This is a genomic window from Faecalispora jeddahensis (genome assembly GCF_000577335.1).
GTDB lineage: Bacteria > Bacillota > Clostridia > Oscillospirales > Acutalibacteraceae > Faecalispora > Faecalispora jeddahensis.
Map to the genome: position 1 here is coordinate 37748 of NZ_CBYL010000020.1, position 25445 is coordinate 63192.

A 25445-nucleotide genomic window follows, 5' to 3' on the forward strand; every position below is an offset into this window, starting at 1 on the left:
GTCATCTGTGCTACACTCGGTAGTGATGAGAGCCGCAAAGGAAGGGATCCCCGTGAAGAAGGAAAAAGAAAAAAAGAAGAAACGCACGCGTACGGCGGAGGAGCCGGAACGCGCGGAGCTGGCCGGTCTGCCGCAGGCTCCGGAGCGTGACGGCACAAAGGATTCCCTTGAGCTGCTTCACCGGAAGCTGGGCGGAAAATGGAAACCCCGCATCCTGTGGGTACTGCGGGGCGGCGAGAGCTTGCGCTACCGCGAGATCAAGGCCGGGGTCGCCGGGATTACGGACATGATGCTCAGCCAGAGTCTGCGCGAGCTCAGTGAAGAAGGCATGGTGGAACGCCGCCAGTTTCAAGAGATTCCGCCGCGGGTGGAATATCAGATCACTCCGGTCGGCGCGGGCGCGCTGCCGGGGCTGGAGCTTTTGGCCAAATGGATCAAAAATAATTTTGAGTGAGGGAAAACACAATGCACAGCTATTGGTTTCTGATGGAGCAGGGTCTGGACAAGCTGGAGGACGCCAGAGCGGTTCGCCAGACCGTTTTCGTGGAGGAGCAGGGCTTCCGCGACGAATTTGATGAAATCGACCCCATCGCGCACCATCTGGTGGTGTATGTCGAAAACACTCCGGTTGCGACAGGACGTGTATTTCCCGGCACAGGAGGGGAATATATCATTGGCCGCATTGCGGTCATCCGCCCCTACCGCGGCGAAGGCTTCGGCCGCATTGTGATGGAAAATCTGGAGAATCAGGCCCGTGCGCTCGGTGCGCAGGCGGTCATCCTTGCGGCGCAGACGCAGGCCCGCGGATTCTATGAATCGCTGGGCTATCAGACTGACGGCGAGGTTTTTCTGGAGGAGCACTGCCCCCATATCTGGATGAAAAAGTCTTGGCTTTCCACAGAATCCGGGACAGATTCCCTTGACAACACACAGCATACGGTGTAGAATTGAATTCGTAATTCTATATATAGTGATTTTCGAAAAACCGAAAGATGAGAGGGAACGAAAAATGGCTGTGTCGAAAAAATCGAAAAAGGTGATTGATCCCGGAACTTTTTCTTCCATTATCAAACGCAACGGAGTCACTGCGCCGTTTGACGCGGAAAAAATCCGCAATGCGATCTTTAAGGCAAATATTCAGATTGCAGATGAACGAATCAGCGACGATGCGCTGAACAAACTGACAAACTCCGTGATTGCTTCCATGCCTGCCGGAGAAATCCCCACGGTGGAGCAGATTCAGGATAAGGTGGAGGAAAAGCTGATTGCCGCGGGCTATGCCAAAACGGCGAAGGCTTATATCATCTACCGCGCGGAGCACACCAAAATCCGCGAGATGGATCAGAACCTGATGAAGATTTATGAGGATCTGACCTTTAAACCGTCCGCGGAAGCGGATTTAAAGCGTGAGAACGCAAATATTGACGCCGATACCGCGATGGGCACGATGCTGAAATACGGCTCTGAGGGTGCGAAGTGCTTCTACAATACATATGTACTGCCCCCTGACATTGCGCAGGCGCACCGCAGCGGCGACATCCACATCCACGACATGGACTTCTACGCGCTGACGGAAACCTGCTGCCAGATTGATTTGATCAAGCTGTTCCACGGCGGTTTTTCCACCGGCCACGGTTTTTTGCGTGAGCCCAACGATATCCGCAGCTACGCGGCGCTGGCCTGTATCGCGATTCAGGCCAACCAGAACGAAATGCACGGCGGCCAGAGTGTGCCGAACTTCGATTACGCAATGGCCATGGGCGTAGCGAAAACATTCCGCAAGGCGTATTTTCGCGCGATGATCCAGTACCTGCACATCAAAATGGAACTTTCTCTGGAGGACGCCGCCCTGCTGGTGGATGAAATCAAGCATTCGCTCACAGAGCCGGTCACGCTTGGCAACATGGACAATTATCGTGAGGTTTTCAGCAGCTGGCTGCCGGAGCATCAGAGGATCCATGGGTACCAGGAGATCAGCTGGGTGGCTGCCGCGGCAGCGCATGATTATGCCCGCGAGGTAGCGACCCGCGAGACAAACGACGCCACCTACCAGGCCATGGAGGCGCTGATCCACAACCTCAACACCATGAATTCCCGCGCGGGCGCGCAGGTACCGTTCTCCTCCATCAACTACGGAACCGATACCTCCCCCGAGGGCCGCATGGCGATGCGCAATATGCTGCTGGCCACCGACTGCGGTCTTGGCGAGGGCGAAACCGCCATCTTCCCCATTCAGATTTTCAAGGTCAAGGAGGGCGTCAACTACAACGAGGGCGACCCCAACTACGATCTGTTCCAGCTGGCCTGCCGTGTTTCGGCCAAGCGGCTGTTCCCGAACTTCAGCTTTATCGATGCGCCGTACAATCTGCAGTACTATAAGCCCGGCCATCCCGAAACGGAGATCGCCTATATGGGCTGCCGTACCCGCGTGATCGGCAACGTGCATGACGAGGAGCGCCAGGTGGTAAACGGGCGCGGAAACCTCAGCTTTACTTCGATCAACCTGCCCCGCCTTGGAATTCTGGCGGAAGGCAATCTCGATAAATTCTATGAACTGCTCGACGACCGCATCGATCTGGTCATGCGCCAGCTGCTGCACCGCTTTAAGATTCAGTGCGGCAAAAAGGTGTATAACTACCCCTTCCTGATGGGTCAGGGCGTCTGGATCGATTCCGATAAGCTCGACATAACCGACAGCATTGCAGAGGTGCTCAAGCATGGTACCCTTTCCATCGGCTTCATCGGTCTTGCCGAAACGCTTGTCGCGCTGATCGGCAAGCATCACGGTGAAAGTGAAGAGGCTCAGAAGCTGGGTCTTGAGATCATCGGCTATATGCGCAAGCGCATGGAGGATGAATCTGCCCGCACCGGCCTGAACTGGAGCCTGCTGGCTACTCCTGCGGAGGGGCTTTCCGGCCGCTTTGTCAAGATCGACCAGAAGCGCTTCGGCAAGCTGCCCGGCATCACCGACCGCGCTTATTATACCAACAGCTTCCACGTACCGGTGTACTACCCCATCTCGGCCTACAAGAAGATTCAGCTGGAGGCCCCTTATCACGCGCTGACGAATGCGGGACATATCAGCTATGTAGAGATGGACGGAGATACCTGCAAGAATCTGGAAGCCTTCGAGTCCGTCATTCGCTGCATGAAAGAAGCGGGCATCGGCTACGGCTCGATCAATCACCCGGTAGACCGCGACCCTGTGTGCGGCTTCAACGGCATTATCGACAACGAGTGCCCCAAGTGCCATCGGCATGAGGAGGAAGGCGTACAGTTTGAGCGCATCCGCCGCATTACCGGGTACCTGGTAGGCACCACAGACCGCTGGAACAACGCCAAGCGTGCTGAAGAGCACGACCGCGTAAAGCACAGCTGCGGCTGTACTGAGGGACACTGAACAAAAGGGAGCGACAGAATATGCTGATGCTGTCCGGCATTGAACCGGAGTCGATTGTGGATGGAGCGGGTATTCGCTACGTGATTTTCACGCAGGGTTGCCCTCACAACTGCCCCGGCTGCCACAATCCGCAGACTCACCCGTTTTCGGGCGGCGCGCCGGCAGACATTCCGGCGATTCTGGCGGAGTTGAAGGAAGACCCGCTGCTCAAGGGCGTCACATTCAGCGGGGGCGAACCGTTCTGTCAGGCTGTCGAGTTGGCGGAGCTGGCAAAGCAGATTCACAGAGAATTGCCCCGGCTGGATATAACCGTATACAGCGGCTACACTCTGGAGCAATTGCAGCAGATGCAGGCCCCCGGTGTGCAGGAGCTGCTGAAAGAGGCCGACTGGCTGATCGATGGAAAGTTTCTGCTCGAGCAGCGCGATTTGACCTTGCGTTTTCGCGGCAGCCGCAACCAGCGGATTATCGATCTGCGCGGGCCGGAGCCCAAGATCGTAGAATAAAGCAAAGCGGCTATGATCAACCGCTCTGCTCCAATAATGGATATAAAAAGCGTCCTGATCGGGCTTTCAAAGCCGTTTCGGGACGCTTTTTTCTGTCTATGGGGGATTTCTATGCGATGCGTGGCCGCAAATTGATTTTACAGCAGCCTCACTAACAATGTTATTTTACTTTCTTGTTAAAAAGGGGAACCACCTGAATGCTTGCATCATCGGCCCAATCGAGAAGCTGATTGACGGCGCCGCGAGTGACTTTCGTATCCTCTTTCAGAATTTCAACGTCTTCCTGCAGCTGATTCAGTCTGCTCTCCATAGAATCCAGTCTTCTATCCATAGAGTCGAGCCTGCCGTCCATTGAATCCAGTCTGCCGTCTACGGAATCCAGCCGGCTATCCATTGAATCCAGTCTGTTATGTATGGGCTTTAACGATTCCGTTATCAATCCCGCGATGGCTTGCAGATCGTCTTTGTCTAGCACCTCAACACCCCCTATGCAGTTCAGTATAGCATGGAAAAGCACCGGTTTCAAGACACACTTTTTCGTTGTATCGGCCAAGATTGTGGTATCTCATCCAACTAATTTCAGCCGATTTAGAGCGTGGGCGGGATAGCGGCCGGCCTTTTTATTATGATGCATGGAATATTGTTTGGGCATATCGTCAAATTCAAAGGAAAGAAGATTTTCAACAGACTGTTAACTCATAGTTGAAAACTTAATTGATTCAACGATAAGTTGTAAGGTGGTTTTTCCACAGGGATTCTGCTGGCCTTTTCGCGATGTGCGTGCAGGTACGCTTTGCCTGCTGGCACAGGCTGGTTTCTTGTACCGGAGGCTTTTTCTTTTTTGTCTTAGTTATGAAAGAGCAGTTTTTTCTGTGAGTTGCCTCATAGGAAGTTTCTGCTGGCACAGGGCTTGGACCTTATGCCATAATGAAATTTTTCTTTGTTACCTTGATAGGGAAGCGTGATTTTCAGCGGGTGCTCCCGCATTTCATTTCTGCTGGCGCGGGCTTGCCCCTCAGGCCGGGGCAGGCCCTTCCTTTCTTTTCGAACTCCCTCTCAACGACCAAAGGCGCTGCCTTTGGAAACAGTGAGAAGCTCCCGCTCTGGTTCTGTTCCACGCACAGGTACAGCCTGCGCGTGAAGCTTCTTCTACAGAAGGGCTTTCTTTGCTCATAAAGGATACCAATGAAGTACCGCGCTGGGAAGCGCCCCCCTCTGCGAGCCAACGAGAGCGCTCTGAAAATGCCCGCCGACAGACGGGATTGCTAAGCTTGCTTTTAGATGAAACTTGGAGAGTGGGCATTTTCATTGGAGCGCCTTTTCAGTAGTTATCGTTTGCACTTACAGGCGTCGTTCCCCAAACGGATTCCAAAGGTGTCCTTTGGCGAGCCTTTGCTTACTTTCGCCTCGTAGCGAAAGTAAGTGCCCGCCCCGGCACAAGGGGCAGGCCCTGCGCCAGCAGAAACTTACAAAAAAGCATCCGCAGGCAAGCTGCGCAAGTAAAAACATGCGGCGAAGCCGCACGAAGAAAGGCTTTAAATAAACGAACGAGACCGTTTATTTTTCCAGCTTGTCCCCCTGCCCCTTTTGCGCAGTAAAGGGAACGATGATAAGCTTTGGTTCACAAGAAGAGAGATAACTTTCTTCACACTCCAACTGTGCCTTGATCAGTATGCCTATAGCCTGTTCCGAGGCGCGCGCCATTTTCAAATACAGCTCTTTATAGTCCGGCATCCCAATTCCCCCAATAACGAATTACTATTATTAATTATAAGGTGTTGTCACTTTGTTGTCAACATCGCCGCAGGCGGTTTTTGTGTGTTACTTTAATAAAAGTGACATCAAAAGGGGGTCAAAATGATGCCGTCAGATTTACCGCAGTTTACAATTCGGATCGATCCGAGTTTATTGGCAAAATTGCGTTATGTAGCAGAATATCATGCACGTTCAGCCAATCGTGAGGTGGAGATGCTGATCAAAAAGCATGTTGAAAAATTTGAACAGACGCACGGAGAAATTGAGCTTTAAATAATCGGGCATTAGAATGAATTTATATTGAATATATTCTATATCCGTTTTTCACATTGTGCCATAAGGAAGCCTTAAAATAGATGATATCATCTATAACTGAAAGAGGTGTTATGTATGGCGGTGAAAAGATATTCGATCCGGATAGAGGAAGAATTGCTGAACAAGCTGCATTTTGTGACAGATTATGAAGGACGTTCCTTAAATCATCAGATATTGATTTTAATCCGGCACTGTGTAGAGCAATATGAGAAGCAGCATGGTAAAATTGAGTAAAAGAAAGCCCCGCCCTTTTCAAAAGGGCGGGGCTGCTTTTCGCTGTACCGGAATCTTAAGCCTTTTTATCCCGGGAAGAAGCTATTTGCGAAGAGGCTCCCGATTTATCAGAGGAACCGGTTTTCTGAGAGGAATTACCGGACGCGGAAGAAGAAGAATGGCTGGAAGACGGCTTTTCAGAAGAACTCGGGGCGCTGCTTTCCACTGTGGACGAAGAGGAACTGCTGCCCGAAGAAGCGGCCTGTGAACTCTCACCGCCGGGGTTCTTACTGGAAGAACTCTGGCTGCTGCTTTCTACGGCAGAAGAAACATCGTCGAACGGGTAAGACGGCACACCGTCGGGATCTTCCATATCGTCGTCAATATCCGGCGGGGTGTAAATCGGATCGTCGCTGGATACCGAGCTTCCATCCTGTCCGCCAGAGGTTGCACCGTTCTCGGAAGAAGTGTGCGAGTGTGGCCTCGAAGACGAAGGATTTCTGGAGGTCGTTCCCGACCCGAAGGGATCTTCTGTCTGCGAACCGCCCGCGCTGCCTTCCGGTGCGGAGCTTTCCTTGCCGGAGGAAGAGGAAACAGGATCGTTGCCAGGCTGGCCGGAGGAAACAGAAGGGTCGCCCTCCTCGCCGATCACCAGGCCGCTGACTTCAAGTTTTTTGCTTTCCATCAGTTTGTTCAGATCCTTCAGCGACATTTTACAAAGCGCCGACGCGTCAAGAGAAGAATCCTGTTCCGTCAGCTTGCGGACCAGATCCGCCTTGCCAAGGGAAACCTTGTTTTCGCTGGCGAATTTCTGAAGATCGTCCGACAAAGTATCCGTCTGGCGCAGCACCGTAGCGCTGGCATTATTCTCTTTCAGGACGTTTTCAATACCGTCCGCCATTTTTTCCTGCAGCTGTGTTGGGTTTTGCCCATTCCGGCTGGCTACGGAGATCAGGATCGCGTTGTCTGTGCTGTTTTTAGCCAGGTAGCCATGCTCCAGCAGACGATTGACAATCGTGCCGGTGGCTTCGCTGATATCCTTATCCCGCAGATTCATATTCTTCAAAATTGCGGCCGCGTCATCGTTGGATGCCTTTGACTTGATGACTCGGTCATTCTGATCAATAGTTAGCTCTATACTGGGGTTCACGTCAATACTGACGATGGAATCTACCTTCGGCTGTGCCAGGTAAAAGACGCTCAAAAACACAATGCAAACGGCTGCCATGACGCATGCAATCTGAAATCGGGGCCTTTTTCTTGGCACAACCACTTGGTTGATTCCGCAAAGGGCTTCCTCCGCCGTAGGACACGGCAAAGGGATTTCTTCTGCCGAATAGCCCGGCAGAAGGGTGGGCAATAAGTCCGGTGTGGATTGCAGAACAGCGAATTTGAGCGATTGTTTCAGCTCAGACCGTTTCATTGAACTGCCCCCTCTCGGACGGATTTCTGGAGCTTGCGCATCGCACGGTGATAAGAGGATAATACCGTACCCAGCGGCGTCTCCGTCAGGGATGCGATCTCAACGAACTTCATCCCGGCGGCTACGTGCAGCAGCACAATTTTGCGTTCCCGCTCCTCCAAAATCGTCAGGGCGCTTCTTAAAACGATGTTATCAATAGCCTGCGAAATATTATCTTCGCCGGAGGCATCCTCATGATCATCGAAATTTTCAGTCCCCTGCTTATTGGCGCGGCGCAGCTCCTGGTAGGCAAGGTTTTTGGCGATCGTAAAGATCCACGCCATCGGCTTGCCCTGAGGGATGTAAGTTCCCACAGACTGTCGGATGCTCAGATACGTATCCTGCATCAGGTCCTCTGCGGTTGCGGGATTTTTGACCAGAGAGAGCAGCAACGCGTAAACCGCATGCTGTGTACTCAGGTAGAGCTGAGCGAAGGCCCAGTCCTCTCCCGCGGCCACCTGCCGCATGAGTTGGTCTGTGGGGGCTTGATATGATTGATGGTTCCCGTTTCCGTTTCCAGTCACCATATAGAAACTCCCTCTGTTAGAATAATGAAATTCCGTGCCGTTTTATTGCACAGTTCAAGAAAAATTAGGAAAAAATTTTAAATCCCGTAAAAAAACGCCGCTCTGACACAGAACGGCGTTGAAAAGGTTTCTTTGCCGGCTGGTGAAAATGTGGGATTCCGGCTCTGCTGTACCGGTTTGTACACACAGAGCGGCCCGCCATACGGATGGCCCGAAGCTGCTGGAGCCCGGGCCTGCACCGGGCGCAGAAATCAGTTGTTTTACTCCGCCTGCGGAACGATTGAAAGGCCAAGCTCCGCCAGTTGTTTGGGGTCTACCACGTCCGGCGCGCTGCTCATCAGCTCGCTGGAGTTGGCAACCTTCGGGAACGCGATCACGTCGCGGATGCTGTCGCAGCCAAGCATCAGCATCACCAGACGGTCGAGCCCGAACGCCATGCCGCCGTGGGGCGGGGCGCCGTAGCGGAACGCGTCGATCAAAAAGCCAAAGCGCTGCTGGGCCTGCTCGGGCGTAAAGCCCAAGGCCTGGAACATCTGGCGCTGTACCTCGGGGGTGTTGATGCGGATGGAACCGCCGCCGATTTCATTTCCGTTGAGCACCATGTCGTATGCTTTGGCGCATACGCTGCCGGGGTCAGAGGTCAGCTTGTCAAGGTCTTCCTCACGCGGTGCGGTGAAGGGGTGGTGCATCGCCACATAGCGGTTTTCCTCCTCGTCGTACTCAAACAGCGGGAAGTCGGTAACCCACAGCAGGCACGGCTTGGAATCATCGATGAGGCCAAAGCGCTTTGCCAGCTCGCAGCGCAGCGCGCCCAGAGAGGCGAATACCACGCTGTTTTTGGGGCTGGCCACCAGCAGCAGAACGTCGCCGGTTTCGGCGCCGAGCGCGGTTCTCACCGCCGCGGCCTCCTGCTCCGACAGGAATTTTTCATAGCTGGAGCTTTCGCCGTTCGAGGTCAGGCGTGTCCACGCCAGACCCTGCGCGCCGTAAGCCTTCAGGGTTTCAGTCAGCTTGTCGATTTCCTTGCGGCTGAGCTCGTCCGCCTTGCCCTTCAGGTTAATGCCGCGCACCGATCCGCCCGCCGACAAGGCGCCGGCGAACACACGGAACTCGGTATCCTTCAGTACATCGCTCAGGTTGACAAGCTCCAGGCCAAAGCGCAGGTCGGGCTTGTCAGAGCCAAAGCGCTCCATCGCCTCATGCCACGTGATGCGGCGGAACGGCGTGGGAATATCGATATTCTGCAAACGCTTGTATACGTCACGGATAAAACCTTCGCCGATCGCCATGACGTCTTCCGGCTCAATAAAGGACATTTCAAGATCGATCTGGGTGAATTCCGGCTGACGGTCCGCGCGCAGGTCCTCGTCGCGGAAGCAGCGGGCTACCTGCATGTAGCGGTCGAAGCCCGAGAGCATCAACAGCTGCTTGTACTGCTGGGGCGACTGCGGCAGCGCGAAGAAATTTCCCGGAAACACGCGCGACGGCACAAGATAATCGCGCGCGCCTTCGGGCGTGGATTTGATGAGGATCGGGGTCTCGATCTCCAGAAAACCGTTATCGTCAAAGTAATCGCGGGCAATTTTTACGATCTTGTGGCGCTGGATGATCTTGTCCTGCATGTCAGGGCGGCGAAGATCCAGGTAGCGGTATTTCAGCCGCAGTTCTTCCTTTACATTGGAATGCTCCACAATTTCAAAGGGCGGGGTTTCGGCCTTTGCGAGAACCCTCAGCTCCTGAACCTCAATTTCCACGTCGCCGGTGGGCAGTTCGGGGTTTTTGGCGGAGCGCTCGCGCACTACGCCGCGCACCGCGAGGACATATTCCGCGCGAACGCCGGCAGCTTTTTCAAAAATCTGCCGGTCGGTCGTATCGCCGAAGGCCAGCTGCAAAAGGCCGGTGCGGTCGCGCAGGTCAACAAAGATCAGCTGTCCTAAATCGCGCTGACGCTGTACCCAGCCGCATACGACCACTTCTGTTCCAACGTGTTCCTGCCGCAGGGTGCCGCAGTAATGGGTTCTTTTTAGTCCGCTCATAAATTCTGCCATTGTATCGTTCCTCTATCCTCAGGCTGAGCCTGCCAGTTTCTTTTCCTGAAATTGCCGCAGAAACAGCAAGTGTTTCCTTTCTTCCCCGCCTTTGGCGGGGAAGAAAGGATCGTTTTCCGTGCTTTGTCTGCAACTGTATTTATTATAGTAAAAAAGCGCGGCTCCGTCAAATGGAAGAGTCTGCACCGGCCGGGCCTGCCGTCACTGTGGCCGCCAGAAACTGTGACGCAAAGGTCTCCTCGTCCAGAGCAATTTCTGTCAGCTCGCCCGTTTTCATGTTTTTCAGCTTGCCGCGTCCGCTCTGCAGCTCGTCGTCGCCCAGCACCAGCGTGTAATCTGCGCCGATCTTGTCGGCGTACTTCATCTGGGCCTTCAGGCTGCGCCCGCAGGAATCGAACTGCGCGAACACAGAGCATTCCCGCATGCGGCGAACCAGAGCAAACGCGCGCTTCTGCGCGGCCTCACCAATGGCTGCAACGAACAGTTCGCACTGAGACTGCACCGGCAGCTCTATTCCCTGCGCCTGCAGAATCATCAGCACGCGCTCAAGACCGATCGCGTAGCCCAGCGCGGGCAGGGGCTTGCCGCCCATTTCGGCCACCAGACCGTCGTAGCGTCCGCCGCCGCAGAAGGTACTCTGCGAGCCTAGGTCGTTCGACACGAATTCAAACACCGTGCGGGTGTAGTAATCCAGCCCGCGCACGATGGTGGGGTTTACCTCATATTTCACTCCGGCGTCGTCCAGATAGCTCTTCACGCCGTCAAAGTGCTCGCGGCAGTCGTCGCACAGGTAGTCGAGCATGATGGGCGCGTCCTTTGCCACCTCTGCACAGGGCGGATTTTTGCAGTCCAGAATGCGCATGGGGTTGCGGTCAAGACGGTCCTTGCAGGTATCGCACAGCTGGTCGATGGACGCCGCGAAATATTCCTTCAGTGCCTGGTGGTATTTGGCGCGGCATTCAGGGCAGCCGATGGAGTTGATCTCGATGGAGTAGCCGCGCATACCGAGGCGGTCAAAGATCGACTTGCCCAGCATGATGGTCTCCGCGTCGGCGATCGGGTCGGCAGAGCCGAAAGCCTCCACGCCGAACTGGTGAAACTCGCGCAGGCGGCCGGCCTGCGGCTTCTCATACCGATAACAGGAGGTGAAATAATACAGCTTTACCGGCAGGCCTTCGTTGTAAAGGGCGTGCTCCAGCAGGGCGCGGACCGCGCCCGCGGTACCTTCGGGGCGCAGGGTAATGGAGCGCCCGCCTTTATCGTTAAACGTATACATCTCTTTTTGAACCACGTCGGTGGTTTCGCCTACCGAACGCTGAAACAGCTCCGTATGCTCAAAAACAGGGGTGCGGATTTCGCCATAGCCATACAGTGACGCCTCTTCACGCATCACCTGCTCTACCACCTGCCAGCGCGCGGTCTGTTCGGGCAGAAGATCCTGTGTACCCTTGGGGCCCTGAACCAATAATGCCATAAAAAACACTCCTTATTTTCTGTTCCCGCCTTGCGGCGGGCGAGTTAAAACAAAACCCCCCGCTCCGCTGAGAGCGAGGGATCCTACCTGAATAGAGATAAATCCCAAGATCAGTACTTCGGATTTAAGATGTTGCGCCAGTCCAGGTCACCGCGCTCCAGACCGTGGATGAGAACCTCCGCGGTGGCGATGTTGGTAGCCACAGGAATATTGTGCATATCGCACAGGCTCAGCAGATTCATATCGTTGGGCTCGTGCGGCTTCGGATTCAGGGGATCACGGAAAAACAGAAGAAGATCAACTTCATTATACGAAATCCGCGCCGCGATCTGCTGGTCGCCGCCCTGCGCTCCGCTTAAAAAGCGCTGAATACTCAGCCCCGTGGCCTCCGATACCAGCTTGCCGGTGGTACCTGTCGCGCACAAGCTGTGTCGGCTCAGCACCCCGCAGTATGCGATGCAGAACTGAACCATCAGTTCCTTTTTGGCGTCGTGGGCAATCAATGCAATATTCAATGCTTAATCCTCCTTCATCTGAAATTGAGTTAAAGTAATTGCTGCGATGAATTTACAGCTTTTCCAGCCTTGCAAGGGGAACTGATTCTCCCTCCAGCCGGGCGGCCAGACGGTGAAACGCCTGCATCGCTGAAAAGTATGGTGAAACTGGCTTGCCGCCGGTAAACGCGGCGGCGGTTTCCGGATCCTCTGGGACAATCCCGATCAGCCGGATTCCCGCGGCGTCGATCACATTGTCCAGATCGTGGAACAAGCCGGATTTGACAAAATTTTTGTAATGAAACCGATTCACGACCAGCCTCTGCGACGAAATGCCGGCCTGTGTGAGCAGCAGCCGCACCTTGTCGCTGCCGCGCAGGCAGAGCGGGTCGGGTGTTGCCACGATAAGGGCTCTTTGCGCCGCGGCCGCGGCTGACTCAAAGCCCGCGCCAAGCCCGGCGGGGCAATCGATCAGAACATGGTCGTAGTAGCGCGAAAGAATCGGTACCAGCTGCCGCATCAAATGGGGCGAAACGACTTTTTCCTCACGGTACGGCGCGGGCATCAGGTACAGCCCGGGCACACCGCATTCATAGATGGCGCGGATCGGCTCGCAGGAGCCGGAGACCACGTCGGAAATATCGAACATCACCTGGTCATCCAGAGCGAGCATGCGGTCCAGGCTGCGCAGCCCGGCGTCGCCGTCGATCAGCAGAACCCTGCGCCGGCGTTCGGCCAGGGCTCGTCCCAATCCGGCGCAGACGGTGGACTTTCCCACGCCTCCCTTGCCGGATGTAATGACTGTTACCGCTCCCATAAGTCACTTCCTCGCTTATCAGAACCTCACGCCGTAAGCGGCAGCAAGCTGCCGGCGGCTGAGAGAGCCTTGAAACTCGCAGCGAGATATTCTTCCCACTTGGAATGAAGTTCTTGATTTGTTCTCATTCTCGTTATCATACTAACACAATTGTGAATCTCCGTCAAAGATTTTTTTCGAAATTTGAACGACGATAGTCACAATCCATAAATTGACCGAAAAAATAGAACACAGTGTCAAAGTCAGAGCAAACCGCTCAGCCCGCGGTGGAAGAGACTCCCGAAGAAGTGCCGGAAGACGTCGTCGTGCCGGAGGCGGTTCCGGATGAGGTTCCAGAGGAAGTGGACTCCTCTTTGGCGGGGAATACCAGATTGCCGGAAGCGTCCACGGTTTTGCCGAAGAAATACGCGTCGAACAGATCGCGTGCGACCACGGTGGAGTATTTGCTGTAAGCGCCGTATTCCAGTACGACCGCCACGGCGATTTCGGGCTTGTCGTACGGGGCAAAGCCCACGAACACCACGTTGTCGGAATGCGGCGGCACCTGTGCGGTACCGGTTTTACCGGCCACGGCAATGCCGTAGTTCGCGAACGAAGAAGCGGTGCCCCCAACGCTGGTGACAGCGCGCATGCCCTTTTTCACCGTTTCAAGATTTTCCTTGGAAACGCCCACGTGATCGACGACCGTGGGGGAATTCGGGTCGTTCTGCATAATAACCTTGTCGCGGTTGTAATCGGTAATTTTGCCGATGAGATGCGTTTTCAGCCGGGTGCCGTCGTTGACGAGCGTCGAGACATAGGTGGCCAGCTGCAATGGCGTAAAGGAGTTGTCGGCCTGGCCGATCGCGGCCTGTACCACGTCGCCGCCGTTCCACACGCCGCCGGCCGCAACGCGCACCTGCGGGCTGGAGAGAACGCCCGCGCCCTCGTTGATCTCGATGCCGGTTTTCTGCCCGAGGCCAAAGCGCTTGGCATACAGGTCAAGCGTGTCGATGCCGAGGCGGCGGCCGGTGTCGTAAAAGAAGATATTGCAGGATTTCTGCAGCGCGGTGACGACATTAATTGTTCCGTGATAGCCCATGCAGGTGGGCTGATAGTCATTCCAGAAGGTATACACGCGGTGACAGGTGACGGTGGAGGAAGAATTGATGACCCCCTCCTGTAAAGCCGCCGAGGCGACTACCGGCTTAAACGACGAGCCGGGCATGAAGGAGCCGACCAGCGCGCGGTCATACATCGGCTTTGTTTTATCCTGGAACAGACCCGATACATAGGAAGGATTGCTGTTGTACTGGTTTAAATCATAGCTGGGGAACGTTGCCGCCGCCAGCACGGAAAAATCCTTGACATTCAGTACTACAGCGCCGCCCGCGACGCAGTCCGCCCCGCCCTTGCTGCCGCCGCTTTTTCCCTCGTTCTGGGCGCCTTTTACGTTGTTTGCAAGAGAAACCTGCGCCACCCTCTGAAGGTTCTTGTCGATGGTGAGATAAATCGAATCGCCCGCCACGGGCGCCTGCGTTACCGTGCTGGAGGCAACGGCCCCGGTGCGCGTGGTTTCGATCACCTTCAGGCCGTTCGTGCCGCGCAGGTATTTTTCAAAATAGGATTCCACGCCGCTTTTGCCGATAGAATCATTATAGGCATAGCCGCCCAGATTATCCAGGCTGTAGGTATTTCCCTGCTTTTTTTCTTCGGCATATTCCTCCTGCGAGATCGCGCCCAGCGTTCCCAGCACGTGCGGTGCGACGGTGCCGTCGGGGTAATCGCGCACGGTGGTCACCTCAACGGTGGCGCCGGGAAGATTCTGCGCGTTTTCGCTGATGATTCCGACGGTGTCGGAGGACACGCCTGTTGCAAAGGTGTACGGAGTGGAAACGGAAAATCCCGAAATATCCATATTGTAGCGCACAGAGAGAATCGCGCGCGTCTGATTCGGGGAGTAGCCATCGCATTCGTAGTTCTTTTTCATCTGGAGCACGCATTGCTCGGCGGTGGCGTAGGTATTCAGGCGCAGATGCTTGATCAGCGCTGCCACGTCAGAATCGCGGCCGGGAATAAACTCGTACGCCCCGGTGGCAGTCACCTGAATCGGCAGCTCGTCCACCCACGTTTCGCCGCGCTTCTGGAGCAGCGAAACAAGCTGAAGAATCGTTTTGTTCTGCGTGTCCTTTGTCATGGCGGACTTATCGAACACAATGGCGTATACGGTTTTGTTTACCGCCAGCGCGTTGCCGTTGCGGTCCAGAATTTCGCCGCGGGCGGCCGTCATTTTCACCGACGAGGTGTTGGTGCGGGTGGAAACATTCAGCCAGTAAGCGCCGTTGATGATCTGCCAGTCGATCAGGCGAAGGCCGTACACGGCGAACGCCGCCATGATGACCACGATACAGAAAATATAACGGGACAAGCCCTTGAAGCGATTCATGGAAAACCTCCTGTCAGCCGGCGCTTTCCCGGATATTCAGTGCGAAGGCCCGGTTAAAGGCATAAATCAAAGGCACCGGAAGCAGCGTGTAAACAAAGCGGGGAAGAAAATGGCTGACCAGCGCAAAGCCGGGGTACTCGTACCCCGAAAACACATAATAGAACAGCCACTGTAACAGCAGAATCAGGCCGACGACCGCGGTGGAGAGCAGCAGGTCCGTCAGCAGGTTGGCCCGCAGCAGATGTACGGCCATTAGTCCGGCGCAAAAGCACAGAACGGAGAGCAGCAGCGTGTGGAATCCCAGCGCCGCACCGCCGCTCATGCCGAAATCGAGCAGAACGCCGCAGAAAAGGCCAAAACCCATGGCCGCGGTTTCGCTCTCGAACACAGCGATGGAAACGGCCACGGGCAGCAGCAGAACGGGGCGCGCGCCAAAAACCGGCGGGATCAGCCCCGGCGTTTCATTCAGCAGGTAGATCACAATGATTTCTATAGTATAGGCAAAGTAGCGCAGCAGCTTTTTCTTGTCCGTCATTTGGCAGCCCCCGAACCGGAAGCCGTGCCGCTGGAGGTGGTTCCGCTGCTCGAAGACGTATTGCCGCCGGAGGGGGTGCCGGAGGGCTCGGGCAGCGAGCTGAGCGCTTCTCCCTTACCGAGGAAGCTAGTGATGATGAATACGTCGCGCACGGTTTTCGGGTCAACAAACGGTTTGATGACCGCCATGTAAGAAACGCTGTACTCCTCCGGCCCGACAGAAACCACCTTGCCCACCGGCAGGTTTTTCGGGTAGATGCCGCCAAGGCCGCTGGTGACGATGATGTCGTCCTTCTGCACCTTGGTTTCGGAGGAAAGGTAGCCGAGCTTCGCGTAGCCCTGCTCGTACAGCTTGATATTGCTGCTGACCACACCGCTTTCGCGGTTCACGCGGTCGAGCGCAGCCATGTTCGTATCGGGAGAGAAAAGAGTGGTTACCTGGCAGAACGTTGAGCTGACGCTCGATACCCAGCCCACCACGCCGCTTTCGGTAATCACGGGGCTGCCCGCGGTCACGCCTGCCAAAGAGCCTTTATCCACGGTAAAGCTGCCGAACACGTCGTTCGGGTCACGCCCCACCACAGAGCCGGAAACAAACGTGAAATCCTTGTTCTCGTTTTTCAGCTCCAGGAAGGTACGGTATTGGTCGTTTTCCTGCTTGACCTGATAGTAGTCGATCAGCTTGGCGCGCAGGGCGTCCACTTCTTTTTTTAGCTCCTGGTTCTCGCTCTCCAGATCACCGGCGGAGCGGCCCACGCTGACCGCCGCATTGTTGGAAATGACAGTCGAAACCTTCTGCATGGGGGTGAATACGTGCCCCAGAAGAGAAGAAAACACAGAACCGCCCTCGGCCCCAGCGGAATAGATCATAATGCCCAGAACAACAAATACAATGCCCAGCAGAGCCTTAAAGCCCCGGCTGTGAAAGACATCTCTCAAAACGTCACCTCCATCGGCATAGACGGCGGGGATGCCGCATGGACCAATCCCCCGTTTTCAGCGGAAAAAAGCGGAGAGCCACCAAAGAACCCTCCGCGAAAGTTATATTGCAGGCAAGGCTTATCTCTTCCGCGCCTTGTAGTATTCCGACGGCATAGTTACCTCCAGCCGCTTTCCGGTTCCGTCCACCACGCAGTCAAGCGGACTGTCCGCCACATGTACCGGCATGTTCGTCTCCTGAGAGATCAGCATGTCCAGGCCGCGCAGCAAAGCGCCGCCGCCGGTGAGCATGATGCCGTGGTCAATGATATCCGCAGAAAGCTCAGGCGGGGTTTTTTCCAGCGTGCTCTTTACCGCATCCACGATCAGTGCAAGCGGATCGCTCAGGGCCTCGCGCACCTCGTCGGCATGGATCGTCACGTTCTTCGGCAGGCCGTCGAGCAGGTTGCGGCCCTTGATGACAACGGAAGCATCCTTGGTTTCTTCGGTGGGGAACGCCGAGCCGATGGAAATCTTGATTTCCTCAGCGGTGCGCTCACCGATGAGAAGATTGTACTTTTTCTTGACGTAGGAGATGATCGCCTCGTCGAATTTGTCGCCCGCCACGCGCACGGAACAGGAGGTGACGATGTCGCCGAGCGAAATCACGGCCACCTCAGTGGTGCCGCCGCCCAGATCGACCACCATGCTGCCGGTGGGTTCCGCTACGGGCAGGCCCGCGCCGATCGCTGCGGCCATGGGCTCTTCAATCAGATCCACCTGGCTCGCGCCGGCCTGACGCGCGGCATCCTCCACGGCGCGGCGCTCCACCTCGGTAACACCGGAGGGGATGCACACCACGATGTGGGGTTTGCTGAACATATTTGATTTGGTTGCTTTCTTGATGAAATGCTTAAGCATTGTCGCGGTGATGTCGAAGTCGGCAATCACACCGTCTTTCAGCGGACGAACCGCCACAATGGAACCCGGGGTGCGGCCGATCATTTCCTTGGCCTGCGTACCGACAGCCAAAACCGTGTCGGAGCGGATGTCCACCGCCACAACCGACGGCTCGCGCATCACGATTCCTTTTCCTTTCATGAACACCAAAGTATTGGCTGTCCCTAAATCGATTCCAATATCCTTTGCAAACATGGATGTTCCCCTTTCATTCCCGCCCGTTTTATGTGAATCAAAAATCATTGATAGAGTTTTCCTGTCAATTCCTGAAAAAAGGCGCAAAAACCCAATTAGTCCGAATATCCCTATTATAACCGCTGAACCGTCATTTCTCAACAGGAATCCGAAATAATCACAAAAAATTCATTTTTTTGAAAGAAATCATTTGCAAGAAAGATCATAGATTTTTCTCTTCCTGTTTTGGCGGGCGCACGTAGGGCAGCATTTCTATGCAGCACGCTCCGAATTTTTGAAAATTGGCGCGCGCTTTGTTCAGGGTGATCCCGTGGTTTTCGTCGCTCGCCTCGTCCGGGCCGCCAAGAAACACGTCGTTTTCCCAATAGCAGACGGGACAAATATAGGCGATGGCCTCTTCCTGCGCAACGGGGAAAGTCAGGCAGCCGCAGCAGGGGCATGGATGATTCATGGGAATTCCTCCATTCAGGTCTTTGCCGAAATGTGGATTGCCGCAATTGCCTGCCGTAAAACGCCGGTCAGTGCAGGCTCTGCCTGAGCCATGCGGAAAAGGCGGCGAGATGCTCCGGCGTGTGAAAAAAGTGCTCTCCTCCGTTTACAACCTCCAGCTTGCAGGGAAAGCGCCGGGTGAAGGCATCGATGGTGTCCCGCTCGCACAGGGTGTCGTTTTCGCCGTACAGAACTGCGGTTTCGCTGTCCCAGTGCTCGATGGGATGTTCCCTGACATAACTGTAGTAATCCCAGTACAAAGTCTGGCCGATGGGCGTTTGAATTTCGCCGAGCTTCTGCAGCCGCTCTTCGGTGACCTCAAACCAGGTCATCATATTCTCAATGATGCGGCGCATATCCACTACGGGGGAAAGGAACAGCGCCTGATGGAGCGGTTCCGCATGATATTCGAGCAGGCTGAAATAGGCTCCCATACTGCAGGCGAACAGGCTGATCTGCTGCCAGCGGCTTTTCGCGTAGTCCATTACCTTCCGCAGATCGCGCACGCAAAACTGCACCTTGCAGGGCGGCTGTGTGCCGACGCGTTCCCCGTGCTCCGGCAGGTCGAAGCTGATCACCTGAATGCCGCGGAGCGCGGCCTCCTCGGCCAGCAGCCGGATGACGGTGTCTTCCTTGTTTGAGAGATTGCCGTGCACGGCAAGAAAAACCCGGTCGGAGGGTTCGCCCCAAACAACGGCAGGAATTTGGTCTATGAGAAGCTTTTGTGTTTTCATCATGGTTGTTTCCTTTATCTAAGTATCAGTTTGGCCGTTTCGTAAGCGGCTTAGACATGCTCAAACGGTTCGGATTTGATAGCAGGCGGTCAAGCCTGATTTTATGCTATCTTACTTTGTGTATTCTATAATATCTTCCACTTCGCATTCAAGTACAAAACAAATCCTGGCCAGGATATCAATATCAATTTTTTCTACCCGATTCTTGTACCACTTATCCACCACTTCAAATCGGGAATCGATTTTACGGGCAAGATAATTTCTGGTCATCCCCCGAGAGTCTAGCAACTCCTTTAACTTGAAGTTTATTTGTCCATATTTCTTTCGCTGTAATACAGAATTTGTTTTGCTCATTTTAATATCACCTCAAATAGATACTACATTTAAAGTTACTTGTTGACGATTCGCATATTGATAGTTACTATATAAATAGTAACGTAATATAGGAGGATTAAAATGGAGCAAAAAGGAATCGCAAGAAAACTGGATAAGCACGGTCGGATTGTAATACCGATTGAAACAAGGCAGTTATTGGGCTGGACAGCGCATACTCCCATTGAAATCGGCCAATTGGGACGCTATATTCTTCTGTATACACAGGGAGAAAGCGACGCAAAACCAGCTCCGGCACGGGAAAATCCGGTTCTGAGGGAAACAGAAGAGATGCTGGGGAAATTGTCAGATCAGGATCTGCTGCTGGCGTGGGATATTCTGCATCGTCTTGCAAAACAGCAAAAAGGAACAGAATGAAAAAGCTTCGGTACATACCGGTTTTTTTCCGACCCGCCTGAAAAAGAGGAAAGGCCGCTGCGCCGCCCGCCAAAAAGGTGCCGCAGCGGCGGGTCTCTTGGGAGAAAGACACACAGAAACTGCAGCCAACCAATAAAGGTTGACTGCAGTTTCTGTATGTTTTGCTCGACGTTGACGCAGGATGAAAGCGGGAGTATTTATAGTAAAATAGGGCCTTCATCCACGAACTGCGTGTCGGGGTTCCCGGCGGACAGTGCGTCAATCACTCAAATTTGGCAGCTTGCCTCTAAGCCCAGCAGGGCGCCAAATCTTTGACAAGCCGTGATAAAACAAATCAGCGCCAAAAGCTCTGCGATCTCGCTGTCTGTGAATACTTCTTTCAGTGCGTTGATTTCGTCGTCGCTGATATGTGTTTTGCTACTGGACAGATCTGCGGCATGGACAGCCAATTGTACCCTTGAATCGGTTCTGTTTTTGGAAGGAGCTCCCTTAGCCATACAGTATTCACAGCCGTTATGAAAAGCCAGAGTGCGCCGAACCTGCTCTTTCAGCTCTGCGGAAAATGTATCGCTGGAATAAATACAGTTTTCCAGTGAGACCCATTTCTCCAAAATGTCTTTGTTATGTCCCAATAGCTGTTGAAACGGGGTAAGTCCATTCTGCGAAAAAGAAATGCCTGCCATAATTCTTCCTCCTTACATGATGTGTTCCGTTGACAAATCCATTATAGCAGGAGTATATTTAAAATAGTATTTCGTATGATATCATATTGTTGTGTTTATATTGCTGTTGATACTTATATTTTGAAAGGATATTCCAAATGAAAATAGATGAAATAGATGTGCGGATTTTGCAGGAGCTGCAAGCCGACAGCCGGATTTCTATAAGAGAGTTATCGAAGCGGGTCAATCTTTCACCGCCTTCTGTCACCGAGAGGGTGAGAAGGCTTGAGGATCATAATATTATTGAGGGGTATACGATTCGTTTGAACAAAAAGGAACTTGGCTTTGGAATCGATTGTATCGTTCAAGTTACCATGAAGGATGGGCAATACGAGAAATTTAAAAGTTTTATTCAGGATGATAAACACAGTGAATGGTGTTACCGGATTGCGGGCGCCGCATGCTTTATCGTCAAATTGTCAGTTCCTTCTTTAGAGGATATTGAACAGTTCATCAATGCCGTATCCTCATATGCTCAAACCAATACATCCATTGTTTTTTCGAAAGTGGAAGTCAATGATCGTATCGATAAATTCTTATAGATCGGATTCTGCGCCGTTTGATTGTTTCGGCATTTCGTGGCGGCTTGTCGATCCAACGGTGTTTTTGTTTCGTCTTTGTTTCCCCTCAGCTTGTATTCGGATTCTCCTCCCATTACAAATAAAAAGAGTCGGTTCAAAAGAACCGGCTCTTTTTTGGATTCCCCGAAAGGGCTTTATAGCAGTTCGCGGAGCTTCTTCCGCAGAAATTCAGAGCCTTAATCCTGGTCCGAATCCGGGGAATATACCTCGCCGCTCTCCCAGCTTTTTGTCAGCTTGGCGACGACCCCTCCAAGAAGGATCAGAGCCAGAATATTGGGAATCACCATCAGTCCGTTAAACAGGTCCGCGAGGCTCCATACCAGGTCAACCTTCAGCGCACAGCCGATGCCGACAAAAGCGGAAACCAGAACGGCGTATAAGGAAACCGCTTTTTTTCCGAAAAGATATTTCACGTTGGCAAGGCCGAAAAAGTACCATCCCATAATGGTTGCGAAAGCGAAGAAAAAGACGCAGATCGCAATAATCACATACCCGAAATGACCGAACACCTGGGAAAAAGCGGCCTGTGTCAGTTCAATGCCGGTAACGAATTCCCCCTTTGTATCGGTGGAACCCAATACCCCCGAGGTTAAAATGGCCAGAACGGTCAGAGGGAGCAGAACGATCGTGTCGATAAATACGCCCATCATGGCAACAAGACCCTGCTCGCAGGGATTTTTGACCCGGGCCAGAGCGTGCGCGTGAGGGGTGGAGCCCATACCGGCCTCATGCGTGAACAGTCCGCGCGCGATGCCGAACCGGATGGCCTGCTGCACGCTTACACCCAAAATACCGCCCAAAACCGCCTGAGGATAAAACGCGCCGACGAAAATATCGTAAAATGCAGGGATGATGTTGCGGAAGTTGATAAAGATCACAACCAGAGAGGCCAGGGTGAAGAAAATCGCCATAAAAGGAACCACCTTTTCCGCAACGGCGACAATGCGCTTAACGCCGCCCAGGAAAACCAGCAGAGAGATCAGCGCGAGTCCGCCGCCGACAAATTCGGAGGGGATTCCGAAAGCCGCCTCCATGGCTCCGCCGACGGAGTTAGCCTGCACCATATTGCCCATGAAGCCGAGCGCGAAGATGATCAAAACAGCAAATATGGCGGCAACCACTCTGCCCGCCGGCCCCTTGATGGCCGCACGGATATAGTAGGCTGGCCCGCCGACCAGCGTGCCGTTTACGGTGGTTTTATAACGCTGGGCAAGGGTGGCCTCCGCATAAATGGTAGCCATGCCCAAAATGGCGCTGACCCACATCCAGAAGACGGCGCCGGGGCCGCCGGAGACCATGGCGGTAGCCACACCCGCCAGATTTCCCGTTCCGATTTGAGCCGATATCGAGGTAATCAGAGACTGAAAAGAGGTCATGCCCTCCTTTTCACTCGCTTTCTTTCCGCTGAAAGTGATCGAGCCAAAGGTAGAGCGAAAGCTCTGCTTGAATTTTCGGAATTGTATGCCTTTGGTCAGAATCGTAAAATAAATGCCGACGCCGCAGAGCAGAATAATTAAAAAAACATTCCATAATACCCCATTAATACTGTTGACTAGATGAGAAAACCATTCCACAATAAACACTCCTCCATAAGTTGAAACAAAAGCAGCCGGAAGAAAAGCGATGCCTGCCGCGGGGTATTTTGCGGATAAACAAAAAAGCCAAACCATACAGCAATGGTTTGACTCTGGATATGCAGCACAAAAAGGCCCAATCATCATGGGCACAGAGCTCTGTCCTTTTGCCTGAGAGATTAGCACGAGCGAGTCGAGCCTTACACCTTCGGCACCCAAAAAGGGATTCTCCAGAGTTACATCCATTCATAGTCCTCACCTGAACATTCAGGCACCTGAGAGTGTTACTCCTTCGGTAGGCCGCAGCCGTTTTCCTACGAACTTCTCTTGTTTCGGTAACTATATTCAATTTATTTTATGGTATCATACGGATTCATTGAAGTCAAATAGAGCTTTTGGCCGGCGGAGTGCGTTTTTTTGTGTGCTTTTGTCATAGAAAAAGACATTGCTCAGCGAGAGTCACCCCACGTTAAAGGGGAATTTCCTTCAACCTGCGCCCGGGGATTTTATCTCAACCGGCAGCGCAGTGATATGTAGAAATTAAAAACCGGAGCAAACTTTATGTTTGCTCCGGTTTGGTGTACCTGAAAGGATGCGGGTGTTCATACCGTTTTACGCCTGCGGCGGCAAGCCCGCGGCAGGGGCGCACGGTCTGAAGAAATGCAGGGATACCCAGAGGATCGGCAACTGACAGGCGGGATTCACATCAAGCATTTTTCCCCATCCATGCACGGAAGGAAGGAATCTTTTGCAGCACCGGGAACAGCACCAACGCGATCAGGATGCCGGATGCGCCCTGCACCACATTAAACGGTACACCGGCCGTCGCCGCGATTGCCGATGCTGCCAAATTGCTGCCGGAAGCCATTCCCAGGCCGATTTCATACAAATAATATCCGCCGACCATGATTGCTTCCCCCACGAAACCGCAGACCGCAATGCGCGCGCGGCTTTTTCCGGGCAGCACGCGGTATAAGATACCCGCCGCCACTGCCGACGCGGCTTTAATGATCAGCGTACCCACTGCATAGGACGCGTAGCCGGAAAAAACATCCGCAAGCATCGAGCCGATCCCAGCGGCCAGTCCGCCGATTTGGGGGCCGAGCAATATGCCGCACAGCAGCACCATGCCGTCACCGGGATGGATGTACCCGTTTGTCGGGGTCGGGATTTTGATCGCCATGGTCGTAACGCAGGTCAAAGCGGCAAACAGAGATGCGATGACGAGGCTTTTTGTGTTTTTCATTGGGGATCCCTCCTAGAATAGTTACCAGTATACCCCCGGATTGACCATATTGAAACACCCAGTTTCAAGTTTTTTTATAGTATCAGATCATCCGGCACACAAGGCCGAGCGCTCGTGCAGGCCCGCTCATGTTCATACTAGTGCTCCATGCGGTTTTATGAGGGCTCTTCCCAACGGTGATGCCGCTAAGCTTATATGCAGAAATACAAAACGGAGCAAACATTAAGTTTGCTCCGTTTTGGCGCTTCCAAAGGAATCCGGGTGCTGACACGCGGTATCCGCGTTTTGCGAGCCCCTGCGTGTAGCCTGTAGCAAATTGCGGCTGTTTGTTCCAATCTGTACCGGGGATATATTCCTCTTGCGGCAGGCCAAAAAAAGCAGGACAGGGCGGCCGCCCTGTCCTATGGTTTGTATTAATGCTGAAAAAAGATTTTTTAGAGGCACAATTACCGATAAAGCAGCTAATGGGAAGCTGTTTAAAGGTCATGCCCAATTACCTCAAGCCAGCCGGTGATCTCTTCCGGAGCGATCATGCCGTTTACGGCAATACCAGGCAGAATTTTGGAATTTGGACATGCTTTAGCGATATCATTTTCAATTTGGCCGAATCCACCGCCGCCATGCGTACAAAAAGGAATTACGATTTTCCCCGTAAAATCATGCTGTTGAAGAAAGCTTATAACTGGCGGGGCCATCGTTTTAAACCAGTTGGGAGTACCTATAAATATGATTTGATAATTGTCGATTGACTCATTGCCAGATATTAGCTTAGGGCAAAATCCGCGGGCAATCTGATTCCTTACTTCTTTAGCAGCTGTATTATAATCAAAAGAGTAATTCTTATCGGGAATGATTTCTCTGAGGGCTGCGCCCGTCTGTTTTGCTATTTCCAGCGCTACATGTTTTGTATTGTGGAAAAGCGAATAATAAGCAACCAGTGTGTTTTCCATATACGTTGTCTCCATTGCCCAATTCCTGTTTATCTGTGTGGTGTAATAAACCAAATCTATTATACCGCTATACTGCGCTTTCCAAAATAAAAAGTATACCGCATCTAGTCGGAAGGATGCCGCCTTTTTGGCGCGTCTAAGGGGCTTTTACGGCGACTGTACCCGTATTCTGCGAGTCCCTGCATTTACCCTATAAGGAAAAGCACTCAGCTGTTTCCCTGAACCTACACCTAGGTTATCACGTTGCTTAATAACTAAGAAAGACACAGCTTGCCCTTATCGGAAAGAGAGGGCCTTTCTGGCGCGCCCAAAGACATTTTACGGCGGTTTCACCGCCTGCCAGGCGAGGTGCGCGG

Annotated in this window: 27 protein-coding genes and 1 riboswitch; of the genes, 8 read left to right on the forward strand and 19 right to left on the reverse strand. The window is 53.4% G+C overall.

What is annotated here, in order from left to right:
* The first annotated feature begins 52 nt into the window (after nt 1–52).
* The 4 genes from TY09_RS09205 (at nt 53) to nrdG (ending at nt 3906) form a co-directional block, all read left to right on the forward strand.
* Nucleotides 53–454, forward strand: coding sequence for a winged helix-turn-helix transcriptional regulator (locus TY09_RS09205; protein WP_242841469.1), 402 nt, complete (start codon nt 53–55; stop codon nt 452–454).
* Nucleotides 455–465: 11 nt separating this feature from the next.
* Nucleotides 466–945, forward strand: coding sequence for a GNAT family N-acetyltransferase (locus TY09_RS09210; RefSeq protein WP_009064934.1), 480 nt, complete (start codon nt 466–468; stop codon nt 943–945).
* A 64-nt stretch (nt 946–1009) separates the two neighbouring features.
* A complete protein-coding gene (locus TY09_RS09215) occupies nt 1010–3400 on the forward strand; it encodes an anaerobic ribonucleoside triphosphate reductase (protein ID WP_042433441.1) in 2391 nt (796 codons plus the stop codon).
* Nucleotides 3401–3420: 20 nt separating this feature from the next.
* Nucleotides 3421–3906 carry an anaerobic ribonucleoside-triphosphate reductase activating protein gene (gene nrdG, locus TY09_RS09220; RefSeq protein ID WP_042433444.1) on the forward strand — a complete coding sequence of 162 codons (486 nt, stop codon included), beginning with the start codon at nt 3421–3423 and terminating at the stop codon, nt 3904–3906.
* A gap of 160 nt (nt 3907–4066) precedes the next feature.
* Here the strand turns inward: nrdG and TY09_RS17610 are convergent, their stop codons facing one another.
* Nucleotides 4067–4381: a hypothetical protein gene (locus tag TY09_RS17610; protein WP_009064957.1), complete on the reverse strand. Its 315-nt coding sequence runs from the start codon at nt 4379–4381 to the stop codon at nt 4067–4069.
* Between the two features lie 1082 nt (nt 4382–5463).
* Entirely contained in the window at nt 5464–5640 is a 177-nt protein-coding gene (locus tag TY09_RS18600; protein ID WP_187119599.1) for a hypothetical protein, read from the reverse strand.
* A 123-nt stretch (nt 5641–5763) separates the two neighbouring features.
* Here TY09_RS18600 and TY09_RS18325 point away from each other — a divergent pair, with 123 nt between their 5' ends.
* Nucleotides 5764–5934: a type II toxin-antitoxin system antitoxin gene (locus TY09_RS18325; RefSeq protein ID WP_009061140.1), complete on the forward strand. Its 171-nt coding sequence runs from the start codon at nt 5764–5766 to the stop codon at nt 5932–5934.
* A 117-nt stretch (nt 5935–6051) separates the two neighbouring features.
* Nucleotides 6052–6210: a hypothetical protein gene (locus TY09_RS18605; RefSeq protein ID WP_042433447.1), complete on the forward strand. Its 159-nt coding sequence runs from the start codon at nt 6052–6054 to the stop codon at nt 6208–6210.
* 55 nt (nt 6211–6265) lie between these two features.
* Here TY09_RS18605 and TY09_RS09235 read toward each other — a convergent pair whose 3' ends face one another.
* The 13 genes from TY09_RS09235 to TY09_RS09295 all read right to left on the reverse strand — a co-directional run bounded on the left by TY09_RS09235 (nt 6266) and on the right by TY09_RS09295 (nt 19620).
* Entirely contained in the window at nt 6266–7612 is a 1347-nt protein-coding gene (locus TY09_RS09235) for an anti-sigma-I factor RsgI family protein (RefSeq protein ID WP_009061165.1), read from the reverse strand.
* A complete protein-coding gene (locus TY09_RS09240) occupies nt 7609–8178 on the reverse strand; it encodes an RNA polymerase sigma factor (RefSeq protein ID WP_009061155.1) in 570 nt (189 codons plus the stop codon). The genes TY09_RS09235 and TY09_RS09240 overlap by 4 nt, the downstream gene beginning before the upstream one ends.
* 260 nt (nt 8179–8438) lie before the next feature.
* Complete coding sequence (aspS, locus tag TY09_RS09245) at nt 8439–10226, reverse strand: aspartate--tRNA ligase (RefSeq protein ID WP_042433451.1); 1788 nt, start codon at nt 10224–10226, stop codon at nt 8439–8441.
* Nucleotides 10227–10392: 166 nt separating this feature from the next.
* Nucleotides 10393–11700, reverse strand: coding sequence for a histidine--tRNA ligase (gene hisS, locus TY09_RS09250; protein ID WP_042433454.1), 1308 nt, complete (start codon nt 11698–11700; stop codon nt 10393–10395).
* A 110-nt stretch (nt 11701–11810) separates the two neighbouring features.
* Complete coding sequence (mgsA, locus tag TY09_RS09255) at nt 11811–12215, reverse strand: methylglyoxal synthase (protein WP_020074554.1); 405 nt, start codon at nt 12213–12215, stop codon at nt 11811–11813.
* Between the two features lie 52 nt (nt 12216–12267).
* Complete coding sequence (locus TY09_RS09260; RefSeq protein ID WP_042433457.1) at nt 12268–13011, reverse strand: nucleotide-binding protein; 744 nt, start codon at nt 13009–13011, stop codon at nt 12268–12270.
* Between the two features lie 256 nt (nt 13012–13267).
* The gene (locus TY09_RS09265; RefSeq protein WP_042433460.1) at nt 13268–15436 is read right to left on the reverse strand and encodes a peptidoglycan D,D-transpeptidase FtsI family protein; all 2169 of its coding nucleotides are present in this window, start codon (nt 15434–15436) and stop codon (nt 13268–13270) included.
* Nucleotides 15437–15449: 13 nt separating this feature from the next.
* Nucleotides 15450–15971 carry a rod shape-determining protein MreD gene (locus tag TY09_RS09270; RefSeq protein ID WP_009061138.1) on the reverse strand — a complete coding sequence of 174 codons (522 nt, stop codon included), beginning with the start codon at nt 15969–15971 and terminating at the stop codon, nt 15450–15452.
* Nucleotides 15968–16909: a rod shape-determining protein MreC gene (mreC, locus tag TY09_RS09275; protein WP_042433463.1), complete on the reverse strand. Its 942-nt coding sequence runs from the start codon at nt 16907–16909 to the stop codon at nt 15968–15970. The genes TY09_RS09270 and mreC overlap by 4 nt, the downstream gene beginning before the upstream one ends.
* 120 nt (nt 16910–17029) lie before the next feature.
* Nucleotides 17030–18043: a rod shape-determining protein gene (locus TY09_RS09280; RefSeq protein ID WP_035316517.1), complete on the reverse strand. Its 1014-nt coding sequence runs from the start codon at nt 18041–18043 to the stop codon at nt 17030–17032.
* Between the two features lie 202 nt (nt 18044–18245).
* Nucleotides 18246–18494 (reverse strand): CPCC family cysteine-rich protein, encoded by a 249-nt coding sequence (locus tag TY09_RS09285; RefSeq protein WP_042433466.1) that lies wholly within the window; start codon nt 18492–18494, stop codon nt 18246–18248.
* A 67-nt stretch (nt 18495–18561) separates the two neighbouring features.
* Nucleotides 18562–19266, reverse strand: coding sequence for an alpha/beta hydrolase (locus TY09_RS09290; protein WP_042433469.1), 705 nt, complete (start codon nt 19264–19266; stop codon nt 18562–18564).
* 111 nt (nt 19267–19377) lie between these two features.
* Nucleotides 19378–19620, reverse strand: coding sequence for a helix-turn-helix domain-containing protein (locus tag TY09_RS09295; protein ID WP_074432624.1), 243 nt, complete (start codon nt 19618–19620; stop codon nt 19378–19380).
* 102 nt (nt 19621–19722) lie between these two features.
* On the opposite strand from TY09_RS09295, the gene TY09_RS09300 reads away from it, so the two are divergent.
* The gene (locus TY09_RS09300) at nt 19723–20016 is read left to right on the forward strand and encodes an AbrB/MazE/SpoVT family DNA-binding domain-containing protein (RefSeq protein ID WP_009061175.1); all 294 of its coding nucleotides are present in this window, start codon (nt 19723–19725) and stop codon (nt 20014–20016) included.
* Between the two features lie 266 nt (nt 20017–20282).
* Here TY09_RS09300 and TY09_RS09305 read toward each other — a convergent pair whose 3' ends face one another.
* The gene (locus TY09_RS09305) at nt 20283–20699 is read right to left on the reverse strand and encodes a carboxymuconolactone decarboxylase family protein (RefSeq protein WP_042433472.1); all 417 of its coding nucleotides are present in this window, start codon (nt 20697–20699) and stop codon (nt 20283–20285) included.
* Between the two features lie 137 nt (nt 20700–20836).
* On the opposite strand from TY09_RS09305, the gene TY09_RS09310 reads away from it, so the two are divergent.
* On the forward strand, nt 20837–21280 hold the full coding sequence (locus TY09_RS09310; protein ID WP_009061153.1) for an Lrp/AsnC family transcriptional regulator: 444 nt from the start codon (nt 20837–20839) through the stop codon (nt 21278–21280).
* A gap of 215 nt (nt 21281–21495) precedes the next feature.
* Here TY09_RS09310 and TY09_RS09315 read toward each other — a convergent pair whose 3' ends face one another.
* The 3 genes from TY09_RS09315 to TY09_RS09330 all read right to left on the reverse strand — a co-directional run bounded on the left by TY09_RS09315 (nt 21496) and on the right by TY09_RS09330 (nt 25089).
* Complete coding sequence (locus TY09_RS09315) at nt 21496–22893, reverse strand: alanine/glycine:cation symporter family protein (protein ID WP_042433475.1); 1398 nt, start codon at nt 22891–22893, stop codon at nt 21496–21498.
* 149 nt (nt 22894–23042) lie between these two features.
* Nucleotides 23043–23137: riboswitch (glycine riboswitch) on the reverse strand.
* 462 nt (nt 23138–23599) lie between these two features.
* Nucleotides 23600–24139, reverse strand: coding sequence for an ECF transporter S component (locus TY09_RS09320; RefSeq protein WP_009061177.1), 540 nt, complete (start codon nt 24137–24139; stop codon nt 23600–23602).
* A 476-nt stretch (nt 24140–24615) separates the two neighbouring features.
* On the reverse strand, nt 24616–25089 hold the full coding sequence (locus TY09_RS09330; RefSeq protein ID WP_009061144.1) for a flavodoxin: 474 nt from the start codon (nt 25087–25089) through the stop codon (nt 24616–24618).
* Nucleotides 25090–25445: the final 356 nt, after the last annotated feature.

Bases quoted from the DNA above. Each gene is read 5' to 3' on its own strand.
- TY09_RS09330 (WP_009061144.1), bottom strand. From the start codon at position 25,089: ATGGAAAACACACTGGTTGCTTATTATTCGCTTTTCCACAATACAAAA.
- TY09_RS09235 (WP_009061165.1), bottom strand. From the start codon at position 7,612: ATGAAACGGTCTGAGCTGAAACAATCGCTCAAATTCGCTGTTCTGCAA.
- TY09_RS18605 (WP_042433447.1), top strand. From the start codon at position 6,052: ATGGCGGTGAAAAGATATTCGATCCGGATAGAGGAAGAATTGCTGAAC.
- TY09_RS09240 (WP_009061155.1), bottom strand. From the start codon at position 8,178: ATGGTGACTGGAAACGGAAACGGGAACCATCAATCATATCAAGCCCCC.
- TY09_RS09260 (WP_042433457.1), bottom strand. From the start codon at position 13,011: ATGGGAGCGGTAACAGTCATTACATCCGGCAAGGGAGGCGTGGGAAAG.
- hisS (WP_042433454.1), bottom strand. From the start codon at position 11,700: ATGGCATTATTGGTTCAGGGCCCCAAGGGTACACAGGATCTTCTGCCC.
- TY09_RS09280 (WP_035316517.1), bottom strand. From the start codon at position 18,043: ATGTTTGCAAAGGATATTGGAATCGATTTAGGGACAGCCAATACTTTG.
- nrdG (WP_042433444.1), top strand. From the start codon at position 3,421: ATGCTGATGCTGTCCGGCATTGAACCGGAGTCGATTGTGGATGGAGCG.
- TY09_RS18325 (WP_009061140.1), top strand. From the start codon at position 5,764: ATGATGCCGTCAGATTTACCGCAGTTTACAATTCGGATCGATCCGAGT.
- TY09_RS09210 (WP_009064934.1), top strand. From the start codon at position 466: ATGCACAGCTATTGGTTTCTGATGGAGCAGGGTCTGGACAAGCTGGAG.
- TY09_RS09295 (WP_074432624.1), bottom strand. From the start codon at position 19,620: ATGAGCAAAACAAATTCTGTATTACAGCGAAAGAAATATGGACAAATA.
- TY09_RS09270 (WP_009061138.1), bottom strand. From the start codon at position 15,971: ATGACGGACAAGAAAAAGCTGCTGCGCTACTTTGCCTATACTATAGAA.
- aspS (WP_042433451.1), bottom strand. From the start codon at position 10,226: ATGGCAGAATTTATGAGCGGACTAAAAAGAACCCATTACTGCGGCACC.
- TY09_RS09310 (WP_009061153.1), top strand. From the start codon at position 20,837: ATGAAAATAGATGAAATAGATGTGCGGATTTTGCAGGAGCTGCAAGCC.
- TY09_RS18600 (WP_187119599.1), bottom strand. From the start codon at position 5,640: ATGCCGGACTATAAAGAGCTGTATTTGAAAATGGCGCGCGCCTCGGAA.
- TY09_RS09300 (WP_009061175.1), top strand. From the start codon at position 19,723: ATGGAGCAAAAAGGAATCGCAAGAAAACTGGATAAGCACGGTCGGATT.
- TY09_RS09285 (WP_042433466.1), bottom strand. From the start codon at position 18,494: ATGAATCATCCATGCCCCTGCTGCGGCTGCCTGACTTTCCCCGTTGCG.
- TY09_RS09290 (WP_042433469.1), bottom strand. From the start codon at position 19,266: ATGAAAACACAAAAGCTTCTCATAGACCAAATTCCTGCCGTTGTTTGG.
- TY09_RS09265 (WP_042433460.1), bottom strand. From the start codon at position 15,436: ATGAATCGCTTCAAGGGCTTGTCCCGTTATATTTTCTGTATCGTGGTC.
- TY09_RS09215 (WP_042433441.1), top strand. From the start codon at position 1,010: ATGGCTGTGTCGAAAAAATCGAAAAAGGTGATTGATCCCGGAACTTTT.
- TY09_RS09305 (WP_042433472.1), bottom strand. From the start codon at position 20,699: ATGGCAGGCATTTCTTTTTCGCAGAATGGACTTACCCCGTTTCAACAG.
- TY09_RS09320 (WP_009061177.1), bottom strand. From the start codon at position 24,139: ATGAAAAACACAAAAAGCCTCGTCATCGCATCTCTGTTTGCCGCTTTG.